Origin of the sequence: Microvirga sp. Mcv34, from assembly GCF_024519725.1 — a bacterium.
Classification (GTDB): domain Bacteria; phylum Pseudomonadota; class Alphaproteobacteria; order Rhizobiales; family Beijerinckiaceae; genus Microvirga.
Genome location: NZ_JALJRK010000023.1, coordinates 1 through 20444, shown reverse-complemented (window position 1 = coordinate 20444; position 20444 = coordinate 1). Strand labels below are relative to the sequence as shown.

19 protein-coding genes are annotated in these 20444 nt (G+C 65.4%); 9 read left to right on the top strand and 10 right to left on the bottom strand.

The features are described 5' to 3' along the window. The first annotated feature begins 156 nt into the window (after nucleotides 1-156). Nucleotides 157-1152, top strand: a complete 996-nt coding sequence (locus OC446_RS13795; protein ID WP_262029604.1) for a M23 family metallopeptidase — start codon at nucleotides 157-159, stop codon at nucleotides 1150-1152. A 373-nt stretch (nucleotides 1153-1525) separates the two neighbouring features. On the opposite strand, the gene OC446_RS13790 is transcribed toward OC446_RS13795, so the two are convergent. Together OC446_RS13790 and OC446_RS13785 are read right to left on the bottom strand one after the other, a co-directional pair. Then, nucleotides 1526-1924 (bottom strand): antibiotic biosynthesis monooxygenase family protein, encoded by a 399-nt coding sequence (locus tag OC446_RS13790; RefSeq protein ID WP_262029603.1) that lies wholly within the window; start codon nucleotides 1922-1924, stop codon nucleotides 1526-1528. Continuing rightward, on the bottom strand, nucleotides 1921-2250 hold the full coding sequence (locus OC446_RS13785) for an NIPSNAP family protein (protein ID WP_262029602.1): 330 nt from the start codon (nucleotides 2248-2250) through the stop codon (nucleotides 1921-1923). The genes OC446_RS13790 and OC446_RS13785 overlap by 4 nt, the downstream gene beginning before the upstream one ends. Before the next feature lie 77 nt (nucleotides 2251-2327). On the opposite strand from OC446_RS13785, the gene OC446_RS13780 reads away from it, so the two are divergent. Further along, complete coding sequence (locus OC446_RS13780; RefSeq protein WP_262029601.1) at nucleotides 2328-3029, top strand: ArsR/SmtB family transcription factor; 702 nt, start codon at nucleotides 2328-2330, stop codon at nucleotides 3027-3029. A gap of 3 nt (nucleotides 3030-3032) precedes the next feature. Here OC446_RS13780 and OC446_RS13775 read toward each other — a convergent pair whose 3' ends face one another. From OC446_RS13775 to ccmA, 3 genes are read right to left on the bottom strand one after another with little or no spacing between them, the layout of a single operon-like run. Further along, nucleotides 3033-3521, bottom strand: a complete 489-nt coding sequence (locus OC446_RS13775; protein ID WP_262029600.1) for a GNAT family N-acetyltransferase — start codon at nucleotides 3519-3521, stop codon at nucleotides 3033-3035. 3 nt (nucleotides 3522-3524) lie between these two features. Further along, the gene (ccmB, locus tag OC446_RS13770; RefSeq protein ID WP_262029599.1) at nucleotides 3525-4193 is read right to left on the bottom strand and encodes a heme exporter protein CcmB; all 669 of its coding nucleotides are present in this window, start codon (nucleotides 4191-4193) and stop codon (nucleotides 3525-3527) included. Next, the gene (gene ccmA / locus OC446_RS13765) at nucleotides 4193-4918 is read right to left on the bottom strand and encodes a heme ABC exporter ATP-binding protein CcmA (protein WP_262029598.1); all 726 of its coding nucleotides are present in this window, start codon (nucleotides 4916-4918) and stop codon (nucleotides 4193-4195) included. The genes ccmB and ccmA overlap by 1 nt, the downstream gene beginning before the upstream one ends. A gap of 230 nt (nucleotides 4919-5148) precedes the next feature. On the opposite strand from ccmA, the gene acnA reads away from it, so the two are divergent. The 3 genes from acnA to ppa all read left to right on the top strand — a co-directional run bounded on the left by acnA (nucleotide 5149) and on the right by ppa (nucleotide 9493). Then, nucleotides 5149-7854, top strand: coding sequence for an aconitate hydratase AcnA (gene acnA / locus OC446_RS13760; RefSeq protein WP_262029597.1), 2706 nt, complete (start codon nucleotides 5149-5151; stop codon nucleotides 7852-7854). 334 nt (nucleotides 7855-8188) lie between these two features. After that, entirely contained in the window at nucleotides 8189-8695 is a 507-nt protein-coding gene (locus OC446_RS13755) for a GNAT family N-acetyltransferase (RefSeq protein WP_262029596.1), read from the top strand. Nucleotides 8696-8965: 270 nt separating this feature from the next. Continuing rightward, on the top strand, nucleotides 8966-9493 hold the full coding sequence (ppa, locus tag OC446_RS13750) for an inorganic diphosphatase (RefSeq protein ID WP_262029595.1): 528 nt from the start codon (nucleotides 8966-8968) through the stop codon (nucleotides 9491-9493). Nucleotides 9494-9789: 296 nt separating this feature from the next. Here the strand turns inward: ppa and OC446_RS13745 are convergent, their stop codons facing one another. Together OC446_RS13745 and OC446_RS13740 are read right to left on the bottom strand one after the other, a co-directional pair. Then, nucleotides 9790-12069, bottom strand: a complete 2280-nt coding sequence (locus OC446_RS13745; protein WP_262029594.1) for a calcium-binding protein — start codon at nucleotides 12067-12069, stop codon at nucleotides 9790-9792. 104 nt (nucleotides 12070-12173) lie between these two features. Beyond that, nucleotides 12174-13439, bottom strand: a complete 1266-nt coding sequence (locus tag OC446_RS13740; RefSeq protein ID WP_262029593.1) for a ubiquinone biosynthesis hydroxylase — start codon at nucleotides 13437-13439, stop codon at nucleotides 12174-12176. A 191-nt stretch (nucleotides 13440-13630) separates the two neighbouring features. Between OC446_RS13740 and tesB the strand changes: the two genes are divergently transcribed. The 3 genes from tesB (at nucleotide 13631) to OC446_RS13725 (ending at nucleotide 16415) form a co-directional block, all read left to right on the top strand. After that, entirely contained in the window at nucleotides 13631-14491 is an 861-nt protein-coding gene (gene tesB, locus OC446_RS13735; RefSeq protein WP_262029592.1) for an acyl-CoA thioesterase II, read from the top strand. Between the two features lie 207 nt (nucleotides 14492-14698). Further along, nucleotides 14699-15037 (top strand): P-II family nitrogen regulator, encoded by a 339-nt coding sequence (locus tag OC446_RS13730; protein WP_262029591.1) that lies wholly within the window; start codon nucleotides 14699-14701, stop codon nucleotides 15035-15037. Nucleotides 15038-15071: 34 nt separating this feature from the next. Further along, nucleotides 15072-16415, top strand: coding sequence for an ammonium transporter (locus OC446_RS13725; RefSeq protein WP_262029590.1), 1344 nt, complete (start codon nucleotides 15072-15074; stop codon nucleotides 16413-16415). A 357-nt stretch (nucleotides 16416-16772) separates the two neighbouring features. Here OC446_RS13725 and OC446_RS13720 read toward each other — a convergent pair whose 3' ends face one another. The 3 genes from OC446_RS13720 to OC446_RS13710 are packed head-to-tail and all read right to left on the bottom strand — an operon-like array spanning nucleotide 16773 to nucleotide 18749. Continuing rightward, nucleotides 16773-17375: an SCO family protein gene (locus tag OC446_RS13720; protein WP_262029589.1), complete on the bottom strand. Its 603-nt coding sequence runs from the start codon at nucleotides 17373-17375 to the stop codon at nucleotides 16773-16775. Between the two features lie 15 nt (nucleotides 17376-17390). Then, nucleotides 17391-18326: a DUF1775 domain-containing protein gene (locus tag OC446_RS13715; protein WP_262029588.1), complete on the bottom strand. Its 936-nt coding sequence runs from the start codon at nucleotides 18324-18326 to the stop codon at nucleotides 17391-17393. Between the two features lie 42 nt (nucleotides 18327-18368). Further along, a complete protein-coding gene (locus tag OC446_RS13710) occupies nucleotides 18369-18749 on the bottom strand; it encodes a DUF2946 family protein (protein ID WP_262029587.1) in 381 nt (126 codons plus the stop codon). Nucleotides 18750-18904: 155 nt separating this feature from the next. On the opposite strand from OC446_RS13710, the gene OC446_RS13705 reads away from it, so the two are divergent. Continuing rightward, a partial coding sequence (locus tag OC446_RS13705) for a DNA translocase FtsK 4TM domain-containing protein (RefSeq protein ID WP_262029586.1) occupies nucleotides 18905-20444 on the top strand: 1540 nt, incomplete at its 3' end.

Below are 20444 nucleotides of genomic sequence, written 5' to 3'. Positions count from 1 at the left end.
CTTTTAGGTGGTTCGGGCCGCGCTGGGCATTCCGGAATTCTGCGTAGGGCAAAGGGCGCTGCGCCTCCCCCTCCCTCTTGCAGGGAGGAAAGAAACCCGCCCTTCATCCGCCTTATGATTCAGCCTATACTCCCGCATCATTGTTGCGGAGCGGTCATGCGCCTTGGATTCACGAGCCTCGTCGGCCTTACCCTCGTCGCGCTTCCGGCGGCCGCGCAGGACATCTCGTTGCGCCTGCCGGTCGCCTGCGAGATCGGCCGGACCTGCTTCATCCAGCATTACATGGATCATGTTCGGGATGCTGGAATTAGCGACTATCGCTGCGGGACAATGACCTATGACGGGCATGACGGCACCGACATCCGCGTTCCGACCCTGGCTGCCATGAAGGCCGGAGTCGACGTGGTGGCGGCGGCCGACGGCACGGTTCTACGAATCCGCGACGGAATGGAGGACGTTTCCATCTCGGGCAAGGGACGCGAAAGCGTGATCAACACGGAATGCGGCAACGGGGCTCTCGTCGATCACGGCAATGGCTGGCAGACTCAATACTGCCACATGGCCAAGGGCAGCCTGCGTGTGAAGGCAGGTGATATGCTGAAAGCCGGCGACAAAATCGGACAGGTCGGCTTGTCCGGCGCGACCGAATTTCCGCATCTGCATTTCACGGTTCGCAAGAACGGTGAGGCGGTCGACCCCTTTGTGTCGGGGCCGCCCACGAAATCCTGCGACACCCGAGGAGTTTCCTCCCTATGGGACGACTCCTTGAAGTTTTCCCTGGCCTATCAGGGCGGCAGCGTCCTCAACAAGGGATTCGCTCCTGGTCCCGTGACCATGGATGCCATCGAGTCCGGCGTGGCGGAGCAGGACATCCCGACCACGAGGTCCCCTGCCCTCGTGGCCTTTGTCCGCGCCATCGGGCTCAAGGGCGGCGACGTCCAGACGCTCACCCTGTTCGATCCCGACGGCAAGCCGCTGGCCCAGAACAAGGCCCCGCCCCTCGACCGGGCCAAGGCGCAATGGATGGCCTTCGCCGGCGTGAAGCAGCCCCAGGGCGGCTTCCGCCCCGGCCTCTACCGCGCCATCTATCGCGTCGAGCGGGAGGGAAAACCCGCCATCGAGCAGGCCTTCGGCATCAGCCTGAGGCCGTGATGCAGGGAGAGTGGCGGCCGGGGGCTCTGGGACCGTCTCAAGCGGCTGTATCGGCTTTTGGACTTGCGTCTTGGACATCTGACGATACCCCCCGGCCATAGGCTCAAGGAGGCTCTTACGCGGATCGCATGTCCACGGACTCAGCGTCACAATTTTACGTCATCCCAAATCGTGAAAATTGCTCAACGTCTCACCACGACACCGGCCGCTCTGCTGACACACCCGGGACAGAGCAGGCGCTCAGAACCAGCCTGAGTGTTTGACTCATCGCAGAGCCCTCATCCTGAGGACCGCCGCAGGCGGTGTCTCGAAGGACGAGGGCGCCTCCAGTGCATGCTGGACGATCCTTCGAGACGCCTGCTCCGCAGGCTCCTCAGGATGAGGTCGAGATTGGTGGATTAGACTTTGAGGCCTCGAATGAGTGCGAATCGTGCGCCACCCGACTATCATCGGGCGCCTGCTCGCGCTCGTTCAGCCCGTAATCGCGAATCACCCCGGCGACCCGCAGGCGGTAGTCGCGAAAGACACCGGCGCGACCGGCCCCTTGTGTGCTGCGGTGCGAGGGCAGGTTGCGCCAGGCCCGCACCGCCTCCTCGTCGCGCCAGAACGACAGCGACAGGAGCTTGCCCGGATCGGTCAGGCTCTGGAAGCGCTCGACGGAGATGAAGCCGTCCATCTCCATCAGATCGGAGCGGAGCGCGGCCGCGAGACCGAGATAGTCCCGCTTGCCCCCGTCCCCGTCCGGCCAGACTTCGAAAATTACCGCGATCATGGCTTGATCAGCTCCGCATGAGGGGTCGAGGCCAGCCGCAGGAAGACCCGGTCCTCGCGGCGGATGAACTGTTCCCTTTTAGCAAATTCGTAATTGGCCCGCCCTATCGGATCGTTGCGCAGACGCTCGCGATACGACTCATATTCGGCGAGATTCCTGATGTTGTAGACCCCATAGGCCGTGGTGGCGGAGCCCTCGTGCGGCGCATAATACCCGATGAGATCCGCACCGCAGCGGGGAATGGCCTGGCCCCAATTGCGGGCATATTCCTCGAAGGCGGACACCTTGAAGGGGTCGATTTCATAGCGAATGAAACAGGTGATCATGGGTTGGCATCCTGTTGACTGGGACAGTTCGGTCTTAGCCGATGGATCGTCGCCGATGGTTCGGTTAAGATCGAAGTATGAAAGAAGGTCCTGTCATCGCCTCCGTGGCCGCGCTCCTCGGCGATCCGGCTCGGGCCAACATCCTCACCACCCTCATGGACGGGCGGGCGCTGACCGTAAGCGAGCTCGCCGAAGCGGCGGGCGTCACGCTCCAGACGGCCAGCGGCCATCTGGCCAAGCTCGATGCCGCGAACCTGCTCACGGCGGAAAAGCAGGGGCGCCACCGCTATTTCCGGCTCTCGGGCCCCGACGTGGCGCAGGTGCTCGAAGCCCTGATGGGCTTGGCCGAGCGCACGGGGGCCACCCGCGTCCGAACCGGCCCGAAGGACGCGGCGCTCCGGTCCGCCCGGATCTGCTACGACCACCTCGCCGGGGAGCGTGGCGTCGCGCTGTTGAAGGGCGCGCAACGCCAGGGCCTCATCGAAGGCGGGCAGGATCTGGCCCTAACCACCAAGGGCCGGGCCTTCTTCGCCGATTTCGGGATCGATCTCGCGGGACTGGAAAAGGGCCGTCGCCCCGTCTGCCGCGCCTGCCTCGACTGGAGCGAGCGCCACAGCCATCTCGGCGGCGCCCTCGGGGCGGCGATCCTGTCCCGCATGACCGACCGGGGATGGGTCCGGCGCGAGACCGGGCGCGTCCTCACCTTCACCTGCGAGGGAGCGGCGCAGTTCGCGACGGCTTTCATGCCGGCGCAGGATCACGTTTCGCAAGTCGCCTGAGACTCAGCCGAGCCTGTAGGACTCGACCTCCTCGAAGCCGAGTGAGCGATAGAGCCGTAGCGCCCCTGACGGGTTGTCCGCCTCCACCTTCAAGGTTATGGACGATGCTCCACGTTCCCGCAGGACGCGGAAGGCCTCATGCAGCAGGGCGGCGCCCAGGCCCTTGCGACGCCACGCGGGAGCGACGGCGAGATCCTTCACGAAGGCGCTCGTCCAGCACTGCGCCACGCCGACGATCTCGTCCCGCTCATCCGTGGCGAGGAACACCAGAGCCGGGTCGTATTCCGAATCATCCCGCAGGCTCGGCGACCAGATCGCGAAGGGCTCCACGTAGCCGCCTCCCTGCGTATAGGCCCGTCTCAGGAGCCCATGGACATTCTGCGCATGGAGTTCCGGAACGAAGGCGACAGGCCGGATGCCTCGAGGCCAGTCGGGTTCCGGCACGGGTGCCACGAGCGAACGGCGCAGACGCAGGACGAGGCGTCCGGCCATGGCCTATTCGCCCGAGCGCAGGGCGGCTGCGGCTCCGACCGTTCCGACCACGGCGGCGATCAGCGACAGGGCAGCCAGGATCAGGAACGGCGTCGCGAACGGGATCGTCCCGCCGAGGGCCGCATTGGCAGCCGACACACCGAAGATCAGCGTCGGGATCATGAAGGGCAGGACCAGGATCGCCAGGATGAGCCCGCCGCGCCGCAGCGACGAGGTCAGGGCGGCCCCGACCGCACCGATGAAGGTGAGCGCGGGCGTTCCGACCAGCAAGGTCGCCACCATGGCGAGCATGCCCTCGGGCGAGAGGGCCACCAGAAGACCCAGGAAGGGCGCCGCGATGGCGAGCGGCAGGCCGGTGACGAGCCAATAAGCCAGGACCTTCGCCAGCACGACGATCTCCAGGGGCGCGTGCGAGAGCCTCAGGAGATCGAGGGATCCATCCTCCTGATCGGCCTGGAACAGCCGGTCGAGGCCGATCAGCGTCGCGAGCAGGGCCGCGATCCAGAGGATCGCCGGGCCGATGCGCGAGAGCAGGTTGAGATCGGGACCGAGCGCGAAGGGGATGAGGGTCACGATCATCAGGAAGAAGATGAGCCCCATGACGCCGGAGCCGCCGACGCGGGCAGCGAGCTTCAGGTCGCGGACCAGGAGGGCACGGAAGGAGCTCAGCATTATCCCTCTCCCCTCTGCGGGAGAGGGTGGTCCGATGGACCGGGAGAGGGGCTCTGCTCGACACCGAACGCCCCCACTCCCGCCTCGCTTTGCTCGGCGCCCTCCCCCGCGGAGGGAGGAGGGTTGGAGCTGCGCTCGATCCTGATTTCCTTGGCGTCCCTCAGGAACAGCGGCGAATGGGTCGTGGCCGCGATCATGCCGCCGGCTTCGCGGTGGTTCTCGAGCAGGAGACGCAGGGTTTCCTGGGACGCGGTATCGAGGGCTGAGGTCGGCTCGTCGAGGAGCCAGAGCGGGCGCTCGGCCACCAGGAGCCGGGCGAGCGCGACGCGGCGGCGCTGCCCGGCCGAGAGATAGGCCACCGGCAGCCGGGCCGCATGGGCGAGACCCACAGCCTCCAGGGCCTCCCTCGGCTTCATCGCCGGGTGCCCGAGGAAGTCGCGGGCAAAGGTCAGGTTCTCCTCCGCGGTGAGCGCGCTTTTGAGAGCATCGCGATGGCCCACGTAATGCAGGCATTCGGCCAGGGTGCGCTCGCCCGGCCCCTCCCAAAGGATCCGTCCGGCCGCGGGCGTGAGGCGACCGGCGAGCAGGTCCAGCAGGGTGGATTTGCCGGCGCCGTTGCGGCCGGTGATCACCAGGGCTTCGCCGGATTCGAGGACGAATGAAACGCCCTGGAAGATTCGGCGCTCGCCCCGCTCGCAGGCCAAATTGTTAACGCTCAGACGCAAACCCTGTCCCAAACCCCGGACCCCTGCCCTGATTGCACCCCAGAATGGTTCTAAACCGTGTAGCGGGATGGTTCGAAATGATCTATAGCACCCTCGGCTGCGCCGCGCGCCAAGGCGTCCAATCCGTCTCGCGCGCTTCTCCCCTGTCCGGGCGCCCCCGGAGCGGCGCGCGCTTATCGCGCTTTCGGCCGAACACATGTTCGTAACCCAAATGCACGCGAGGATTCGCCGTGACGCTCAACAACAGCTTCAACGCCCGCCAGACCCTCAAGGTCGGTGACAAGTCCTATACCTATTATTCCCTCGTCGAGGCCGAGAAAAACGGCCTGACCGGCGCCTCGAAGCTGCCCTTCTCCATGAAGGTGCTGCTCGAGAACCTGCTCCGCTACGAGGACGGCCGCACGGTCACCAAGACCGACATCGAGGCCGTGGCCGCATGGCTGAACAACAAGGGCAAGGACGAGAAGGAAATCGCCTATCGTCCCGCCCGCGTCCTGATGCAGGACTTCACCGGCGTTCCGGCCGTGGTGGATCTCGCCGCCATGCGCGACGCCATGAAGAACCTCGGCGGCGACCCGCGCAAGATCAACCCGCTCGTGCCGGTCGACCTCGTGATCGACCACTCGGTCATCGTCGACGAATTCGGCACGCCGAAGGCCTTCGACCGCAACGTGGAGCTGGAATACCAGCGCAACGGCGAGCGCTACCGCTTCCTCAAGTGGGGCCAGACCGCCTTCGAGAATTTCTCGGTCGTTCCTCCGGGCACCGGCATCTGCCACCAGGTGAACCTGGAATTCCTCTCGCAGACCGTCTGGACCCGCAAGGACACGGCGACCGGTGAAGAGACCGCCTATCCGGACACCCTGGTCGGCACCGATTCGCACACCACCATGGTCAACGGCCTCGCCGTTCTCGGCTGGGGCGTGGGCGGCATCGAGGCGGAGGCCGCCATGCTCGGCCAGCCGGTCTCCATGCTCATCCCCGAGGTGATCGGCTTCAAGCTCACCGGCAAGCTTAAAGAGGGCGTGACCGCCACCGATCTCGTGCTCACCGTCACCCAGATGCTGCGCAAGAAGGGCGTGGTCGGCAAGTTCGTGGAATTCTACGGCCCGGGCCTCAACGACATGTCCGTGGCGGACCGCTCCACCATCGGCAACATGGCTCCCGAATACGGCGCCACCTGCGGCTTCTTCCCCATCGATGCCAAGACCATCGATTACCTGCGCACCACCAGCCGCACGGACGAGCGCGTGGCCCTCGTCGAGGCCTATGCCAAGGCCCAGGGCATGTGGCGCACGGCCGAGACGCCGGATCCGGTCTTCACCGACAGCCTCGAGCTTGACCTCGGCGACGTGGTTCCCTCGCTCGCCGGCCCGAAGCGCCCGCAGGACCGCGTGACGCTGGACACCTCCAAGACCTCGTTCGCCGATGCCATGGAGAAGGAGTTCCGCAAGGCCGGCGACATCAGCCAGCGCGTGAAGGTGGAGAACGCCAATTTCGATCTCGGCCACGGCGACGTGGTGATCGCGGCGATCACCTCCTGCACCAACACGTCGAACCCGAGCGTGATGATCGGCGCGGGCCTTCTCGCCCGCAACGCCGTCGCCAAGGGCCTGAAGTCGAAGCCGTGGGTGAAGACCTCGCTGGCGCCCGGATCGCAGATCGTCGAGGAATATTTCAAGAAGGCCGGTCTCCAGGGCGACCTCGATGCACTGGGCTTCAACCTCGTCGGCTTCGGCTGCACCACCTGCATCGGCAATTCGGGCCCGCTGCCGGAGAACGTCTCGAAGGCGATCAACGACAACGACCTCGTGGCGGTGTCGGTGCTCTCGGGCAACCGCAACTTCGAAGGCCGCGTGAACCCGGACGTGCGCGCCAACTACCTCGCCTCCCCTCCGCTGGTGGTGGCCTATGCGCTCGCCGGCTCCATGCTGGTGGACCTGACCAAGGATCCGCTGGGCACGGGCTCGGACGGAAAGCCGGTTTATCTCAAGGACATCTGGCCCTCCTCTGCCGAGGTGCAGGAGTTCATCGAACGTACGATCACGAGCGAGCTGTTCAAGACCCGCTACGCCGATGTGTTCTCGGGCGATGCCAACTGGAAGAAGGTCACCTTCGAGCCGGGCCTCACCTACGAGTGGGACATGGGTTCCACCTATGTGCAGAACCCGCCCTATTTCGAGGGCATGACCAAGGAGCCGAAGCCGGTCACGGATATCCTGAACGCGCGCATCCTCGGCCTCTTCCAGGACTCGATCACCACCGACCACATCTCGCCCGCAGGCAACATCCGCGCCGCTTCGCCGGCCGGTGAATACCTGCAGTCGCACCAGGTGCGCGTCGCCGACTTCAATCAGTACGGCACCCGTCGCGGCAACCACGAAGTCATGATGCGCGGCACCTTCGCCAATATCCGCATCAAGAACCAGATGGTGAAGGACGAGAGCGGCCACGTGGTCGAAGGCGGCTACACCATCCACCAGCCCTCCGGCGAGCGGATGTTCATCTACGACGCGGCCATGCGCTACAAGGAGGAGGGCGTTCCGCTCATCGTGCTCGCCGGCAAGGAATACGGCACCGGCTCGTCCCGCGACTGGGCGGCCAAGGGCACGAACCTGCTGGGTGTGCGTGCCGTCATCGCCGAGAGCTTCGAGCGCATCCACCGCTCGAACCTGGTCGGCATGGGTGTCGCTCCCTTCGTGTTCGAGCAGGGCACATCCTGGGAGACCCTCGGCCTGAAGGGTGATGAAACCATCACCATCAAGGGTCTGGCCGGCGAACTGAAGCCGCGCCAGCGCATGGAGATGGAAGTCACCTCCGCCGACGGCTCGATGCGCAAGGTGCCGGTGCATTGCCGCATCGATACGCTGGAGGAGGTCGAGTACTTCCGCAACGGCGGCATCCTGCACTACGTCCTGCGGCAACTGGCGGCATAACGCACGAAACAGCAGCCCGCTCCTTTGACGAAGAGCGGGTGTTCATCAGGACCGAACAGGGCGCTTCAGCGATGAAGCGCCCTGTTTCATGTTGGCGTCACCGCTGCTCCTCTGCTGACGGGAGATCCTACCGGCGATCCCGTCGCGGATGTTCCGATGAAAATGGCCTGCCGGCGAAGGAGCCGGCTTGCGTCACTATGGCTCTTCCCCGACGCGCCGATTCTGCCGAGAATGCCACGCTTTCACCATCGGGCTTCCCACTTCGTTAAGGCGCCATTAACCCTTCGACGCGGAAACTGATGGTATTGCTTCTCTCGACTTTTCTGCCAAAGCCATGAGCGACCTTCTCGTCAGTATCCGTCACGCCAAGCCCGAAGACGCCCAGGCGCTCTCGCGGGTCTTCGACGCCGCCTGGCGGGAGGCCTATCTCGGCATCATCCCAGGCGTGACCCTCGACAAGATGTTCTCCCGGCGCAGCCCGCGCTGGTGGAGCTCCACGGTGTCGCGCGGGCGTCCATTGGTGGTGCTCGATATGGGCCAGGGCCCGGTCGGCTATGCTTCCTACGGCCGCTGCCGCGACCGGTCGCTGCCGGCGAACGGGGAAATCGACGAACTCTACCTGCTGCCGGAATACCAGGGCGTCGGCTTCGGGCGGCGCCTGTTCAACGCCGTCCGCAACGACCTGAAGGCGCGCGGGATGGACAGGATCGTGGTCTGGGCGCTCGAAGACAACGCGCGCGCCTGCGCTTTCTACGCCGGCATGGGCGGGCGGACGATCGCGCGGGTTGAGGAGCGGATCGGCGGGACGCCGCTCGCCAAGGTCGCCTATCTGTTCCGGTAAAAGTGTCCCGGCGCCCGAACCGGAACATAGTATCCGATTCTGCTGCCTGCCGTGAGCCGAGCCCGATGGGGCCGAAAAGTGGGTTCCCCTTTTGGCCTCAATGTTCTAGTGAGGCGTCCAAGCTTCAGAAAGCGGCCTTTCGGCCTAAAGGGTTCAAGCCGCTCTCAAGACGAGCTTTTGCCGCACCGCCCGGCGTGACGGCCCATCTCCCTGCCAGGAGGAGGCCCGACCCGGGGCGGTGCTTCAGGCCTTGTTCCGGAGAACAGCTCTATGCGCCTTGACGCGATCAAGATTGGAAAGAACCCGCCGGACGACGTGAACGTCGTGATCGAGGTGCCCCTCGGCGGCGAGCCCATCAAGTATGAGATGGACAAGGAATCCGGCGCGCTCGTCGTCGACCGCTTCCTCTATACCTCCATGCGGTACCCGGGCAATTACGGCTTCATCCCCCACACACTCTCCGGTGACGGCGACCCTTGCGACGTGCTCATCGCCAACACCCGCGCCATCGCGCCGGGCGCCGTCATGAACGTGCGCCCCGTGGGCGTTCTCGTGATGGAAGACGATGGCGGCCAGGACGAGAAGATCATCGCCGTTCCGTCGAGCAAGCTCACCCAGCGCTACGACCGGGTGGCGACCTATACGGATCTGCCGGAGATCACCATCAAGCAGATCGAGCACTTCTTCGAACACTACAAGGATCTGGAGCCCGGCAAATGGGCCAAGATCATCCGCTGGGGCGACGCCGAAGAGGCCCGCCGCCTGATCGTCGAGGCGATCGAGCGGGCGAAGAAGTAGGGTTGAAGACCCGGCGAATTTATCATCGGAAGGCCGGGCGCAAGCCCGGCCTTTGTCGTTCGATGTCCTAAAGCATCGGACCCAAAGGTGGATTTGCACTTTTGGGATTGGATCCGATGCTACCTCTCTAGTGCATCGGACGTGAATTCGAACTCACGTTCGATGCACTAAGCGTTTGTTTTGTCGCATCTTTCCACGCAAAACCGGCGCCCACTTTTGCGTTCGATGCTTTAGATGAGAGCATCGTTCTCGCGGAAAACCGGATCCACTTTTCCGCACGATGCTCTAACGAGTCGTCAGACGATGAAGAAGTCCTTGTAGGTCAGCTTGAGGTTCTTGAGCATGACGGCAATCTGCAGCGCCGGCTTGGAGCCGGTGCCGTCCGGATCGAAGAAGAGGGCACCGGTCTTCTTGTTGTAGAGGATGTGGTCGTTCGAATCGTGCACCTTGGTGCCGGTCCAGAACGCGGCCTTGGAGAGAGCCCCTTTCTTGCCGACACCCTTGAACGCGGACAGCTTCAGGTGGATCGTGTCGTCCGCGGGGTTGAAGTCGTAGAGATACTCCACATTCGTCTTCACATTGGGCTTGGTGTCGAACACGAACACGTCCTTGCCGGCTCCGCGGTACATGGCGTCGTTGCCGTTGCCGCCGATGAGGGTGTCGTCGCCGTTGCCTCCATAGAGAGAGTCGTTTCCACCACCACCCAGGAGCATATCGTTGCCGCCGCTGCCGTTGAGCTCGTCGTTACCGGCCAGACCCGAGAGGCGATCGTTGCCGTTGTCACCTTCCAGTTTGTCGGCGCCGGCGGTTCCGGTGAGAATGATCGGAGTCGTCTCGCTCACGTTGCGAACATTGATCGCGATGGCTTTGGTCACCTCGCCGCCGTAGGGATCCATGGCCTTGATGGAGATGACGTGCTGCTTCGCCGCCTCGTAATCGAGCGCGCGGTTGAGGATGAGCTTGTCGCCGTCGATCGAGAACAGGCCTCCGGCACTGTCCATGAGGGTGTAGGTCAGCGTGTCGCCATCGGCATCGGAACCGTAGATATCTGCGATCTTGCCGGGCGCCGCCGATTCGGAAACGATCGATGTCGAAAGGACGATGGACGACGGCCCGGTATTGGAGAGCGCCACCGTTGCATCGGCGAATTTCAGGATGCGGATGTCCTTGAGGAGATCGGTGCCGTCCTGGCCCGTGCCGTCCACGATCGTGTAGCTGCCGTCGGCGTTCTTGTTCCAGGCGTAGTTGGCACGGTTGCCCGAGAATTCCGCCGTATCGTTCCCCGACCCACCGTCGAGCGTGTCGTCGCCTGCGCCGCCGACGAGGGTATCGGCTCCGGCTCCGCCCTCGAGCGTGTCCTTGCCGCCGCGACCTTCCAGCCGGTCGGTCCCGGCTCCGCTCTTGAAGAGGTTGTCCTTGGCATCTCCGAGCAGCTTGTCAGCCCCGGTGCCGGTTTCGACGTTGCGGATGTTGATCAGTTTATCGGAGCCGTAGCCGGTATTCTGGGCGGCCAGAATCGTGAGATCGACGGTTGCGGCCGAGCTGCCGGAGAAGAGCGCCGTGTTGTTTTCATTCTCATCACTGCCGCCGTCGAGCACGTCGTCTCCAGCGCCGCCCTCGAGGGTATCGTTGCCTGCCCCGCCCTTGAGCACGTTGGCGTAGGTGTCTCCGGTGAGCGTATCGTTGAAGGCGCCGCCGGTAAGGTTCTCGATGTTGACCAGGAGATCACGCGACACACCGGTCCATTGTTGGAAGGTGCGCTCCAAACTGACATTGAGCGCCGCTGACGACCACGAGTAATCGACCGTGTCTTTCTGGTTGGCATCGGTGGCACTACCGCCGTTGATAACATTGACGCCGATTCCACCGATGAAGGTTTCGCTGCCGGCGCCGCCATAGAATGTGTCGTCCCCCGTTCCCCCCTTGATCGTTACGTTCAAGGGGATGCCGGAGGAAGCCATATAGCTGCCGGCGGTCCCATCGTAAAAATTCTTGCCGTTCTTCAGATCAACGAGGAGAGAGCCGTCGGTTGCCGTGGTCAGAAACAACCCGGCATTGGTGACCCGGTCGTCGCCTTCGCCGCCAATGATGATCGTGCCAGAGGATGCGTGGATGAGGCCTGAATTGAAGAGGTCCAGCCGGCTGGAAGTGCTGCCCGACGGAGTCAGGTCGATCCCGACGACGCCGGAAATGCTGCCTCCTTGCAGAGACCCTAGGTTGGAGGCGCTCGTCGGAAGGGCTCCGCGCAGAACATTGCTGACCGTGTGGGTCCCGCCACCCAGGAAGCGTAGGCCCGTGCCGGTGGTCGATGTGATCTTGCCCTCGTTGTAGACGGTGTTGCTCGCACCGGAGAAGTCCAGCGCATTGAGCTTGACGTTCAGGGTAATGTCATAGGCGACGATGAGGCGGTGGCTGGCGGTCGCCTTGATCCCCCCGGCATCGGTGTCCGGGTCGGTGAGGCTCAAACCCAGAAAGGTCGTTCCCGTCGCGGCTGTGAGGTGCTTGTATTGGATCTGGTTGTCTTCTCCGGCCGAGAGATCGCCGGTTTGGAGAATGGCCTTGTAGATTTCAGTCATGGATGGGTCCTCGAACCGGAACCGGTCATGACAGAATTATACGTTATTGCATAACGATACGAAAGCAGCTTCTGCGGCGCTCCGACTATTCGGCTCTCGGCGTCTCAGAGCCCCTCGCCCCTCAACAGCCGTGGCGCCTCGCCGCCGCGCAGGCCGGCCGCCTCGCGGATGAAGAAGCGCTTCAGGCCCGGCATGCGATCGACGAGGCCGAGACCGAGGTCGCGGATCAGGCGGACGGGCAGGACATCGTTGGAAAACAGGCGGTTGAGGCCGTCCGTCATCAGGCCCATCGCGGTGATATCGGCGCGGCGCGCCCGTTCGTACTGGTCGAGCACGTCGGCCGCGCCGGGATCCATGCCGAGACGAAGGGCGTCGGTCACGATTTCCGCGAGCACCGCGGCATCGTGCAGTCCGAGGTTGAGTCCCTGGCCGGCGATCGGGTGGATCACGTGGGCCGCATCGCCGAGGAGCGCCAGCCGCTCGCCCACGAAGGAGCGCGCCACCCCGAAGGACAGGGGGAAGGCCTGCGGCCTGGTTTCGAAAGCGAGCTTGCCGAGCTGCAGCCCGAAGCGGCGCTCGAGCTCGACGAGCAGGTCGTCCGCGGGCGAATCCAGCAGGGCCGGCACGCTCTCGGCGCGCTCGGTCCAGACGATGGACGAGCGGTGCTTGATCGATCCGTCGGCCTGCGGCTCGGGCTTGAGCGGCAATATCGCGAAGGGGCCGGAGGGCAGGAAATGCTCGACGGCCCGGCCCTCGTGATCGCGCTCGTGGACGATGGTCGCCACGATGCCGGACTGGTTGTAGGGCCATGAAATCCAGCCGATGCCCGCCTGCTCGCGCAACCGCGAGCGCGCACCGTCGGCGGCCACGAGCAGCGAGGCCCGCACGGCCTCGCCGTCCGTCAACGATATCTCCGTATGGGCGCCGTGAACGGCAAAGCCTTTCACGCCCTCGGCCCTGAGATCGACCCCGTTCTCGCGGCAGGCCTCCAGCAGGGCGGCGGTCAGGTCGCCCGCCGTGATCATGTGTGCGAAGGGCTCGCTTCCGTCCACTTCGCCGGCGAAGGTGAGGAAGGTCGGCCGCACCGGGTCCTGGAGTCGGCTGTCGGTGATCACCATGTCGAGGATCGGCTGGGCCTTGTCGGCGACCGGGTCCCAGGTCCCGAGCGCCGTCAGCATCCGCCGCGCCGCCGCCGCGATGGCATAGGAGCGCTTGTCACCGTGGGGGTCGCGCCTGAGCGCCGGATCGCACATGACCACGCCGATCCCGTCGCCGAGCGCCTTCTTGAGCGCCAGCGCCAGGGACAGTCCCGCGAGGCCCCCGCCCGCAATGACGATGCGCGGCCGCTCCATCCCCGTCGCTGCGCTCATGATTCCGTACTCCTCAAGGCCCTGCCCGGTGAGGGAAACACTCTCGTGGTCGGAAAGTGCATCCGCCCGGGAAATTCTCCGGCGCCGAACGTTATAGGTGGGTGTCCGCCAATCATCGACCAGCGTCAAGCTTGACCTTCTCGAAGCGCTCGCCGATGGATGGCCGTTGCCGATCGAAGGACCCTGAAACCATGTCCCGTGCCGTCTCCGATCTCCTCTCCATCCTCGATCTCGAACCGCTCGAGGTGAACCTGTTTCGCGGCCAGAGCCCGAAGAGCGGATGGCAGCGCGTGTTCGGCGGGCAGGTGATCGGGCAGTCGCTGGTCGCCGCGACCCGCACGGTCGACGGGCGCCATCCCCATTCGCTCCATGGCTACTTCATGCTGCCGGGCGATCCCAAGGTTCCGATCATCTACGAGGTGGACCGGATCCGCGACGGCAAGAGCTTCACCACGCGTCGGGTCCTGGCGATCCAGCACGGCCAGGCGATCTTCTCCATGTCGGCTTCGTTCCAGCGCGAGGAGGAGGGTTTCGAGCATCAGGCGGAGATGCCGAAGGTGCCGGGTCCGGACGAACTCCCGAGCGAGGAGGACGTGAAGGGCCGGCTGCTCCTGCAGATGCCCGAGCCCATGCGCACCTATTACGAACGCGAGCGTCCGCTCGAAATCCGCCCGGTGGAGATCAACCGCTACACGTCCCGCGATCCGGGCGAGCCGCGCTTCCATGTCTGGATCAAGACCCTCGGCCGTCTTCCCGACGATCCGGCCATCCACCAATGCGTCCTGGCCTATGCCTCGGACATGACGCTCCTCGACACGTCCCTCTTCCCCCATGGCCGGACGGTGTTCGATCCGAACATCCAGCCCGCGAGCCTGGATCACGCCATGTGGTTCCACCGGCCGTTCCGGGCCGACGAATGGCTCCTCTATGCGCAGGACACTCCGAGTGCCGGCGGCGCCCGCGGTTTCTCACGGGGTCTCATTTTTAAGCAGGACGGAACATTGGTAGCGTCGGTTGCCCAGGAAGGCCTCATCCGGGAGCGCCGGACCTGACAAAACCTGCCTAAAAATTCATCAAAGAGGCTGTTTTATAGCCCGGCTTCCGTTGCCTAGCAAAGAGGCAGAGACCCTTTGCACAGGCTCGGCAAGGCTTGGCATGTTTCTTGCGTAGATGCCCCCGACACCCGTCCACGAGGCCGGGTTCACGTTGGAAACCGCCGCCCGGGTTGCCGGGTGGGCGTCTCAAAGGGGGCCTAACCCATGAAAATCGTGATGGCGGTCATCAAGCCGTTCAAGCTGGAAGAGGTGCGCGACGCGCTCACCGCTCTCGGCGTGCACGGCCTCACCGTGACCGAGGTGAAGGGATACGGACGGCAGAAGGGGCATACCGAGATCTATCGCGGCGCCGAATATGCCGTGAGCTTCCTGCCGAAACTGAAGATCGAAGTGGCCGTGGCGAGCGAGCTGGTGAACCCGGTGATCGACGCGATCACGGCGGCCGCGCGCACGGGCCAGATCGGCGACGGCAAGATCTTCGTCACCTCGCTCGAGAAGGCGGTCCGCATCCGCACGGGCGAGACCGACATCGACGCCCTCTGATTTCATTTTTTGATCATTCCGGAGTTTAGATCCGATGAAGTTCCGTCCTCTCCTCCTGCCCGCGCTCGGTGCGCTGGGATTAAGCCTCGCGGCCCTCGCCCCGGCCCTCGCGCAGGACGCCGCCGCTGCGGCTCCCACGGTCAACAAGGGCGACACCGCCTGGATGCTCGTCTCGACGATCCTCGTGATCCTCATGACGATCCCGGGCCTCGCTCTGTTCTATGGCGGCCTCGTGCGCACGAAGAACATGCTGTCCGTGCTGATGCAGGTCTTCTCGGTGTTCAGCCTCGTGGCCATCCTGTGGGTGTTCTACGGCTACTCGCTCGCCTTCACGTCCGGCGGCGAGGGCATCGGCGCCTTCATCGGCGGCTTCTCCAAGGCGTTCCTCGCCGGCATCAACGGGGATTCCACCGCCGACACCTTCACCAAGGGCGTGGCGATTCCGGAATTCACCTTCATCGCGTTCCAGCTGACGTTTGCTGCCATCACCCCAGCCCTGATCGTCGGCGCCTTCGCCGAGCGCATCAAGTTCTCGGCCGTGATGCTGTTCACCGGCCTGTGGCTGACCTTCGTGTATCTCCCGATCGCCCACATGGTGTGGTTCTCGGAAGGCTATCTCTTCGGCCTCGGCGCTCTCGACTTCGCGGGCGGCACCGTCGTTCACATCAATTCCGGCGTGGCCGGCCTCGTGGGTGCGCTCATGCTCGGCAAGCGCATCGGCTACGGCCGCGACCTGCTCGCCCCGCATTCGCTGACGCTCACCTTCGTCGGTGCCTGCCTGCTCTGGGTCGGCTGGTTCGGCTTCAACGCCGGCTCCAACCTCGAGGCCACGGGCGGCGCCGCTCTCGCGGTCATCAACACCATCCTGGCTCCGGCCGCCGCCGGCCTCGCCTGGATGACCGTGGAAGCCCTCGGCAAGGGCAAGGCCTCCCTGCTCGGCATCGCCTCGGGGGCGGTCGCCGGCCTTGTGGCCATCACGCCGGCCGCCGGCCTGTCCGGCCCCATGGGGTCCATCGTGCTCGGCCTCGTGGCCGGTGCGGTCTGCTACTTCGCCGTCACCAGTGTGAAGAACGCCCTGGGCTATGACGACGCCCTCGACGTCTTCGGCATCCATGGCGTCGGCGGCATCATCGGGGCCATCGGCACTGGCATCGTGGCGGCTCCGTCCCTCGGCGGCTACGGCGTCGGCGAGTACTCCATCGGTGGCCAGGTCTGGACCCAGATCATTGCCGTGGTGATCACCCTGGTCTGGACCGGCATCGGCTCCGTGGTGCTCTACAAGATCACCGACCTGATCGTCGGCCTTCGCGTCACGCAGGACCAGGAGCGCGAAGGCCTCGATCTCGCGGACCACGGCGAGCGCGCCTACAATTACTGAACCCGCTCACGTGCAGCGCCCACGGGAGCGACCCGTCGGCGCTGCACCCACAAAGCCTTCCAGAGGCTCGAACGGAAAAGCCCCGGTCTGAGCGACCGGGGCTTTTCCTGTTTGGATTCCGGTTACGTCGTCCCGGACGGAGCGCAGCGAAGATCCGGGACCGCGTGATGAGCAGAGTACCGTCATTCCGTGGCCGCGGAAGCGGAACTCGAAATTCATCGCCACTGACGGTTCTTCATTCGGCCAAGACTGTATTGATGGTCTCCGCCTGCGCGGGGATGACCGTGATGATTTATGCGCCGCATCCTGCACACGGTACCGGATCGCCTGCGGCGTCCGGGATGACACCAGAATGTCTCACCCGTTCCTGATCAGCTGCCGCAGCTTTGCCCGCCGGGTCTCCTCCGGCTCCTGGAAGTTGGACGTGCCGTAGAACTCGCCCTTGCTGTCCATCAGGAACAGGGTGGCCGAGTGGTCCATGGTGTAGTCCTGACCCTCGGTCGGCACCTTGCGGTAGTAGATCTTGTAGGCGCGGGCGGCCGCGGCGATCTCCTCCTCGGTTCCCGACAGGCCGACGATGCGCGGGTCGAAGGAGGATAGATAGGTCTTCATCAGCTCCGGCGTATCGCGCGCAGGATCCACCGTGATGAAGACGGCCTGCAGCCGGTCGGCGTCCTTGCCCAGGGCCGTCATGTCCTGGGTCAGGTCGTAGAGGGTGGTCGGACAGACTTCCGGGCAATGGGTGAAGCCGAAGAAGACCACGAAGGGCTTGCCCTTCAGGTTCTCCTCCGTGAACGGCTTGCCCTCATGGCTGGTGAGCCGGAACGGGCCGCCGATGGGCACCTTGCCGGCGCTCTGCTGCTGTTGCGAGGGGAACAGCAGCAGGCCCGCCGTCACCACCAGCACCAGAAGGCCGGCGGTGAAGACGATGAGCGGGACGAGGAGACGTTTGACGTTCATGGCCGATCTCCCGGGCTAGTGCTTGTGCTCGGCCGGCGCGGCTCCGCCGCCCATGCCGCGCACCGCGTATTCCACCTCGACGGAACCGGCCTTCTCGAAGATGAGCGTGCCTTTGACATTCTGCCCTTCCTTCAGCGGCTCCTTCAGGTCCATGAACATGAGATGGAGGCCGCCCGGCTTCAGTTCGACCGTGGCGCCGGGCTTGATCTCGAGCCCGCCCTCGACCGGCTTCATGCGCATCACGTCGCCGTCGAGACGCATCTCGTGCACTTCGACCTTGGAGGCGAGCGGGAAGGAGCCGCCGATCAGCCGGTCGGGCGCCGTGCCGGTGTTGGTGATGCTCACATAGCCGCCGCCGACCTTGGCGCCGCCCGGGGTCGCCCGCGACCAGGCCTGCTCGAGAGTGAGCGTGCCGGCCTTCACGGCCTGCGGGGCAGTGCCGACGCCCGCGATCCGTACGCCGGGCGCGGGGAATTTCAGGCTGTGCGGGTCCTCGCCCGCAGCCGGCACCTGGGTCCATTCGGCCGTCGCGCCGTCGCATTCCTGCACGACAGGGAAGTAGACCGTCGCGCCGGGCTGATAGGCATCGGTGAAGCGGGCCTGGAACACGAACTCGTCGTAATAGGCGTCGTCGAGCGAGCCCGTCCAGACGATGTCGGTCAGCCCTTCGGTCACGGCCTCGCCGTAGAGCTGGTAGGCCTTCACGTAGGAGCCCTTGGTGGTCTCCAGCTTCCAGCCGGCCTTCGGCATGGGTTTGACCGCGATGATGCCCTCGGGAATGCGGACGCGGACCTTGAGGGTCGCCTTGCCGTCGCAACCGTGGGGAATGCGCAGGATCGCCTTGTAGGTGGAGTTCGGCGCCGTCTGGCCGTTTTCGAAGGTGACGTGGGCGAAGGCGGGCGTGGACAGCATGAGGGCGGCGGCAAGCGCGCCGAAACGTGACGTAGACATGGAAAGAGTCCTTGCGGAATTGGGGTAATCGGCGAGTGCGGGTCAGCCGAGGCGCGGCGGCGCGCGCGATCCCAGGGGCAGGACGTTGGAGGTGAGCCGCAGATGCGGCGGTTCGGCCGGGCTCTCGTCCGCGGCGACCACGGGCGCGATCCGCCCGGGAATAATCACCGTGGGAACCGGCCCGGCCAGGCCTGCGCCGTGGCAGCTCAGGGTGCAGCAGAGATTCTGATGAGCCTTCGTCGGCCCGTGATCCGGCGCGGAGGACCCGTCCTGAAGACAGATGATCCCCTGCCCGTCGGCCGCCGCGGCCGTGTGGAACGCGCCGCTGACCGAAAGAAGCAGGGCCTGCAGGACGAACGCATAGGCCATCACCGCCACGATGGCGGCGCGTGTCCAATGGGTTCGGGGAGCCCTGCGCGTCATGGGGCGGACACTCGTCCCTCCGACGGAAAACGTCAACAGCGGATCGCCAGGACCACTTTCTCCGCCCGATGCACTTACGGTTAAAGGACCCTTAACCCGGCGTGTCTAGCATCCTGGCGAGATTGCCCCGTCCTATGGATTTTCAGAGTGGTTTGATGCGTACGGCCCGCCGTTCTTCTTCCGCCTATGATGGCCTCTTCAGCGCCTTCCGGGCCTTCCTCGCCCGCCGGGCGCAGGAGCTGACGGGCCTGTGCCTGATTGCCGTCGCCGGCGCGGTCGCGGTCGCGCTCGCCACTTGGTCGGTGGACGATCCGAGCCTCAACAACGCCACCGACCTGCCGGTCCGCAACCTTCTCGCCTGGCCGGGCGCCATCGTGGCCGACCTGCTGATGCAGCTTCTGGGTCTCGGGGCCATCGCGGCCGTGCTGCCCCTGGCGCTCTGGGGCTGGCGCCTCATGAAGTCGGGCGATCTCGGCCGGCTGCAGCTGCGCCTGGCCCTGTGGGTCATCGGGGCGGGCGCCGCGACGGCCCTGGCCAGCGCCATGCCGCCGACCCAGAGCTGGCCCCTGCCGACGGGCCTCGGCGGCGTCGTCGGCGATGCGATCCTCGCCGGCGCGAAGGCAATCACGGGCCTCTCCAGCGGCTCGGCCAGCGCGCTCCTGGGCTTCCTGTTCGCGGGCCTCGCCATTTTCAGCCTCACGGCCGCCTGCGGCCTCGGACCGGACGAGGAGCGGCATCACGATGAGCCCGAAGAGGTCGAGGAGCCGCAGCCCCTCAGGCGGCGCAAGATCCAGGATTGGGACGAGGCGGAGGAAATCGGCCATGACGAGCCGGGCTGGGGCATCGTGTCCTTGGGAGCCCTGGCCCACGGCGTCATGAGCCTGCGCGCCACTGCGCGGCGCTGGAAGGAAGGCCGCCGTTCCGCTCTCGAAGACGAATACGATGACGTGCCTGCCCAGCCGAAGCGCCCATCCCGCCAGCCGGGACTGCGGCGCGAGCCGGTTCTCGACGGCGCCCCCGCGCGCCCGAGGCCCGCGCCGGCTTCCGTGCCGATGCACGATGACGACGAAGCGGGCTGGGACGACGAGCTCGCACCGCCCTCCCCGCGCCCGTCGGCCCGGCCCGAGCCGGCGCCCGCGCGGGTCGGACCGGCCCATGCCGCGCCCAAGCCCGGCAAGCGCATGGCCCGCGAGGCGCAGCCTTCCCTGCTGGACGAGGAACATTACCAGCTGCCGCAGCTCAACCTGCTCGCCGAGCCGAAGCGGCCGTCAGTCCCCACGATCTCCGCCGAGGCCCTGGAGCAGAACGCCGCCCTCCTCGAAGGAACGCTGGAGGATTTCGGCGTCCGCGGCGCCATCACGAAGGTCAATCCCGGTCCTGTGGTGACATTGTATGAGTTGGAGCCTGCGCCTGGGACGAAGTCGTCGCGGGTGATCTCGCTGGCGGATGACATCGCGCGCTCGATGAGCGCGGTCTCGGCCCGCGTGGCGGTGGTCCAGGGCCGCAACGCCATCGGCATCGAGCTGCCCAACCACAAGCGCGAGACCGTGTACCTGCGCGAGCTGCTCGCCAGCCAGGACTTCGAGACCTCGAAGCAGAAGCTCGCGCTCTGCCTCGGCAAGACCATCGGCGGCGAGCCGGTCATCGCCGATCTCGCCCGCATGCCCCACCTGCTGGTGGCCGGCACCACCGGCT

Bases quoted from the DNA above. Each gene is read 5' to 3' on its own strand.
- OC446_RS13745 (WP_262029594.1), bottom strand. From the start codon at position 12,069: ATGACTGAAATCTACAAGGCCATTCTCCAAACCGGCGATCTCTCGGCC.
- ppa (WP_262029595.1), top strand. From the start codon at position 8,966: ATGCGCCTTGACGCGATCAAGATTGGAAAGAACCCGCCGGACGACGTG.
- OC446_RS13720 (WP_262029589.1), bottom strand. From the start codon at position 17,375: ATGAACGTCAAACGTCTCCTCGTCCCGCTCATCGTCTTCACCGCCGGC.
- tesB (WP_262029592.1), top strand. From the start codon at position 13,631: ATGTCCCGTGCCGTCTCCGATCTCCTCTCCATCCTCGATCTCGAACCG.
- ccmB (WP_262029599.1), bottom strand. From the start codon at position 4,193: ATGCTGAGCTCCTTCCGTGCCCTCCTGGTCCGCGACCTGAAGCTCGCT.
- OC446_RS13780 (WP_262029601.1), top strand. From the start codon at position 2,328: ATGAAAGAAGGTCCTGTCATCGCCTCCGTGGCCGCGCTCCTCGGCGAT.
- OC446_RS13740 (WP_262029593.1), bottom strand. From the start codon at position 13,439: ATGAGCGCAGCGACGGGGATGGAGCGGCCGCGCATCGTCATTGCGGGC.
- OC446_RS13795 (WP_262029604.1), top strand. From the start codon at position 157: ATGCGCCTTGGATTCACGAGCCTCGTCGGCCTTACCCTCGTCGCGCTT.
- OC446_RS13725 (WP_262029590.1), top strand. From the start codon at position 15,072: ATGAAGTTCCGTCCTCTCCTCCTGCCCGCGCTCGGTGCGCTGGGATTA.
- OC446_RS13755 (WP_262029596.1), top strand. From the start codon at position 8,189: ATGAGCGACCTTCTCGTCAGTATCCGTCACGCCAAGCCCGAAGACGCC.
- OC446_RS13715 (WP_262029588.1), bottom strand. From the start codon at position 18,326: ATGTCTACGTCACGTTTCGGCGCGCTTGCCGCCGCCCTCATGCTGTCC.
- OC446_RS13790 (WP_262029603.1), bottom strand. From the start codon at position 1,924: ATGATCGCGGTAATTTTCGAAGTCTGGCCGGACGGGGACGGGGGCAAG.
- OC446_RS13775 (WP_262029600.1), bottom strand. From the start codon at position 3,521: ATGGCCGGACGCCTCGTCCTGCGTCTGCGCCGTTCGCTCGTGGCACCC.
- OC446_RS13710 (WP_262029587.1), bottom strand. From the start codon at position 18,749: ATGACGCGCAGGGCTCCCCGAACCCATTGGACACGCGCCGCCATCGTG.
- OC446_RS13785 (WP_262029602.1), bottom strand. From the start codon at position 2,250: ATGATCACCTGTTTCATTCGCTATGAAATCGACCCCTTCAAGGTGTCC.
- OC446_RS13730 (WP_262029591.1), top strand. From the start codon at position 14,699: ATGAAAATCGTGATGGCGGTCATCAAGCCGTTCAAGCTGGAAGAGGTG.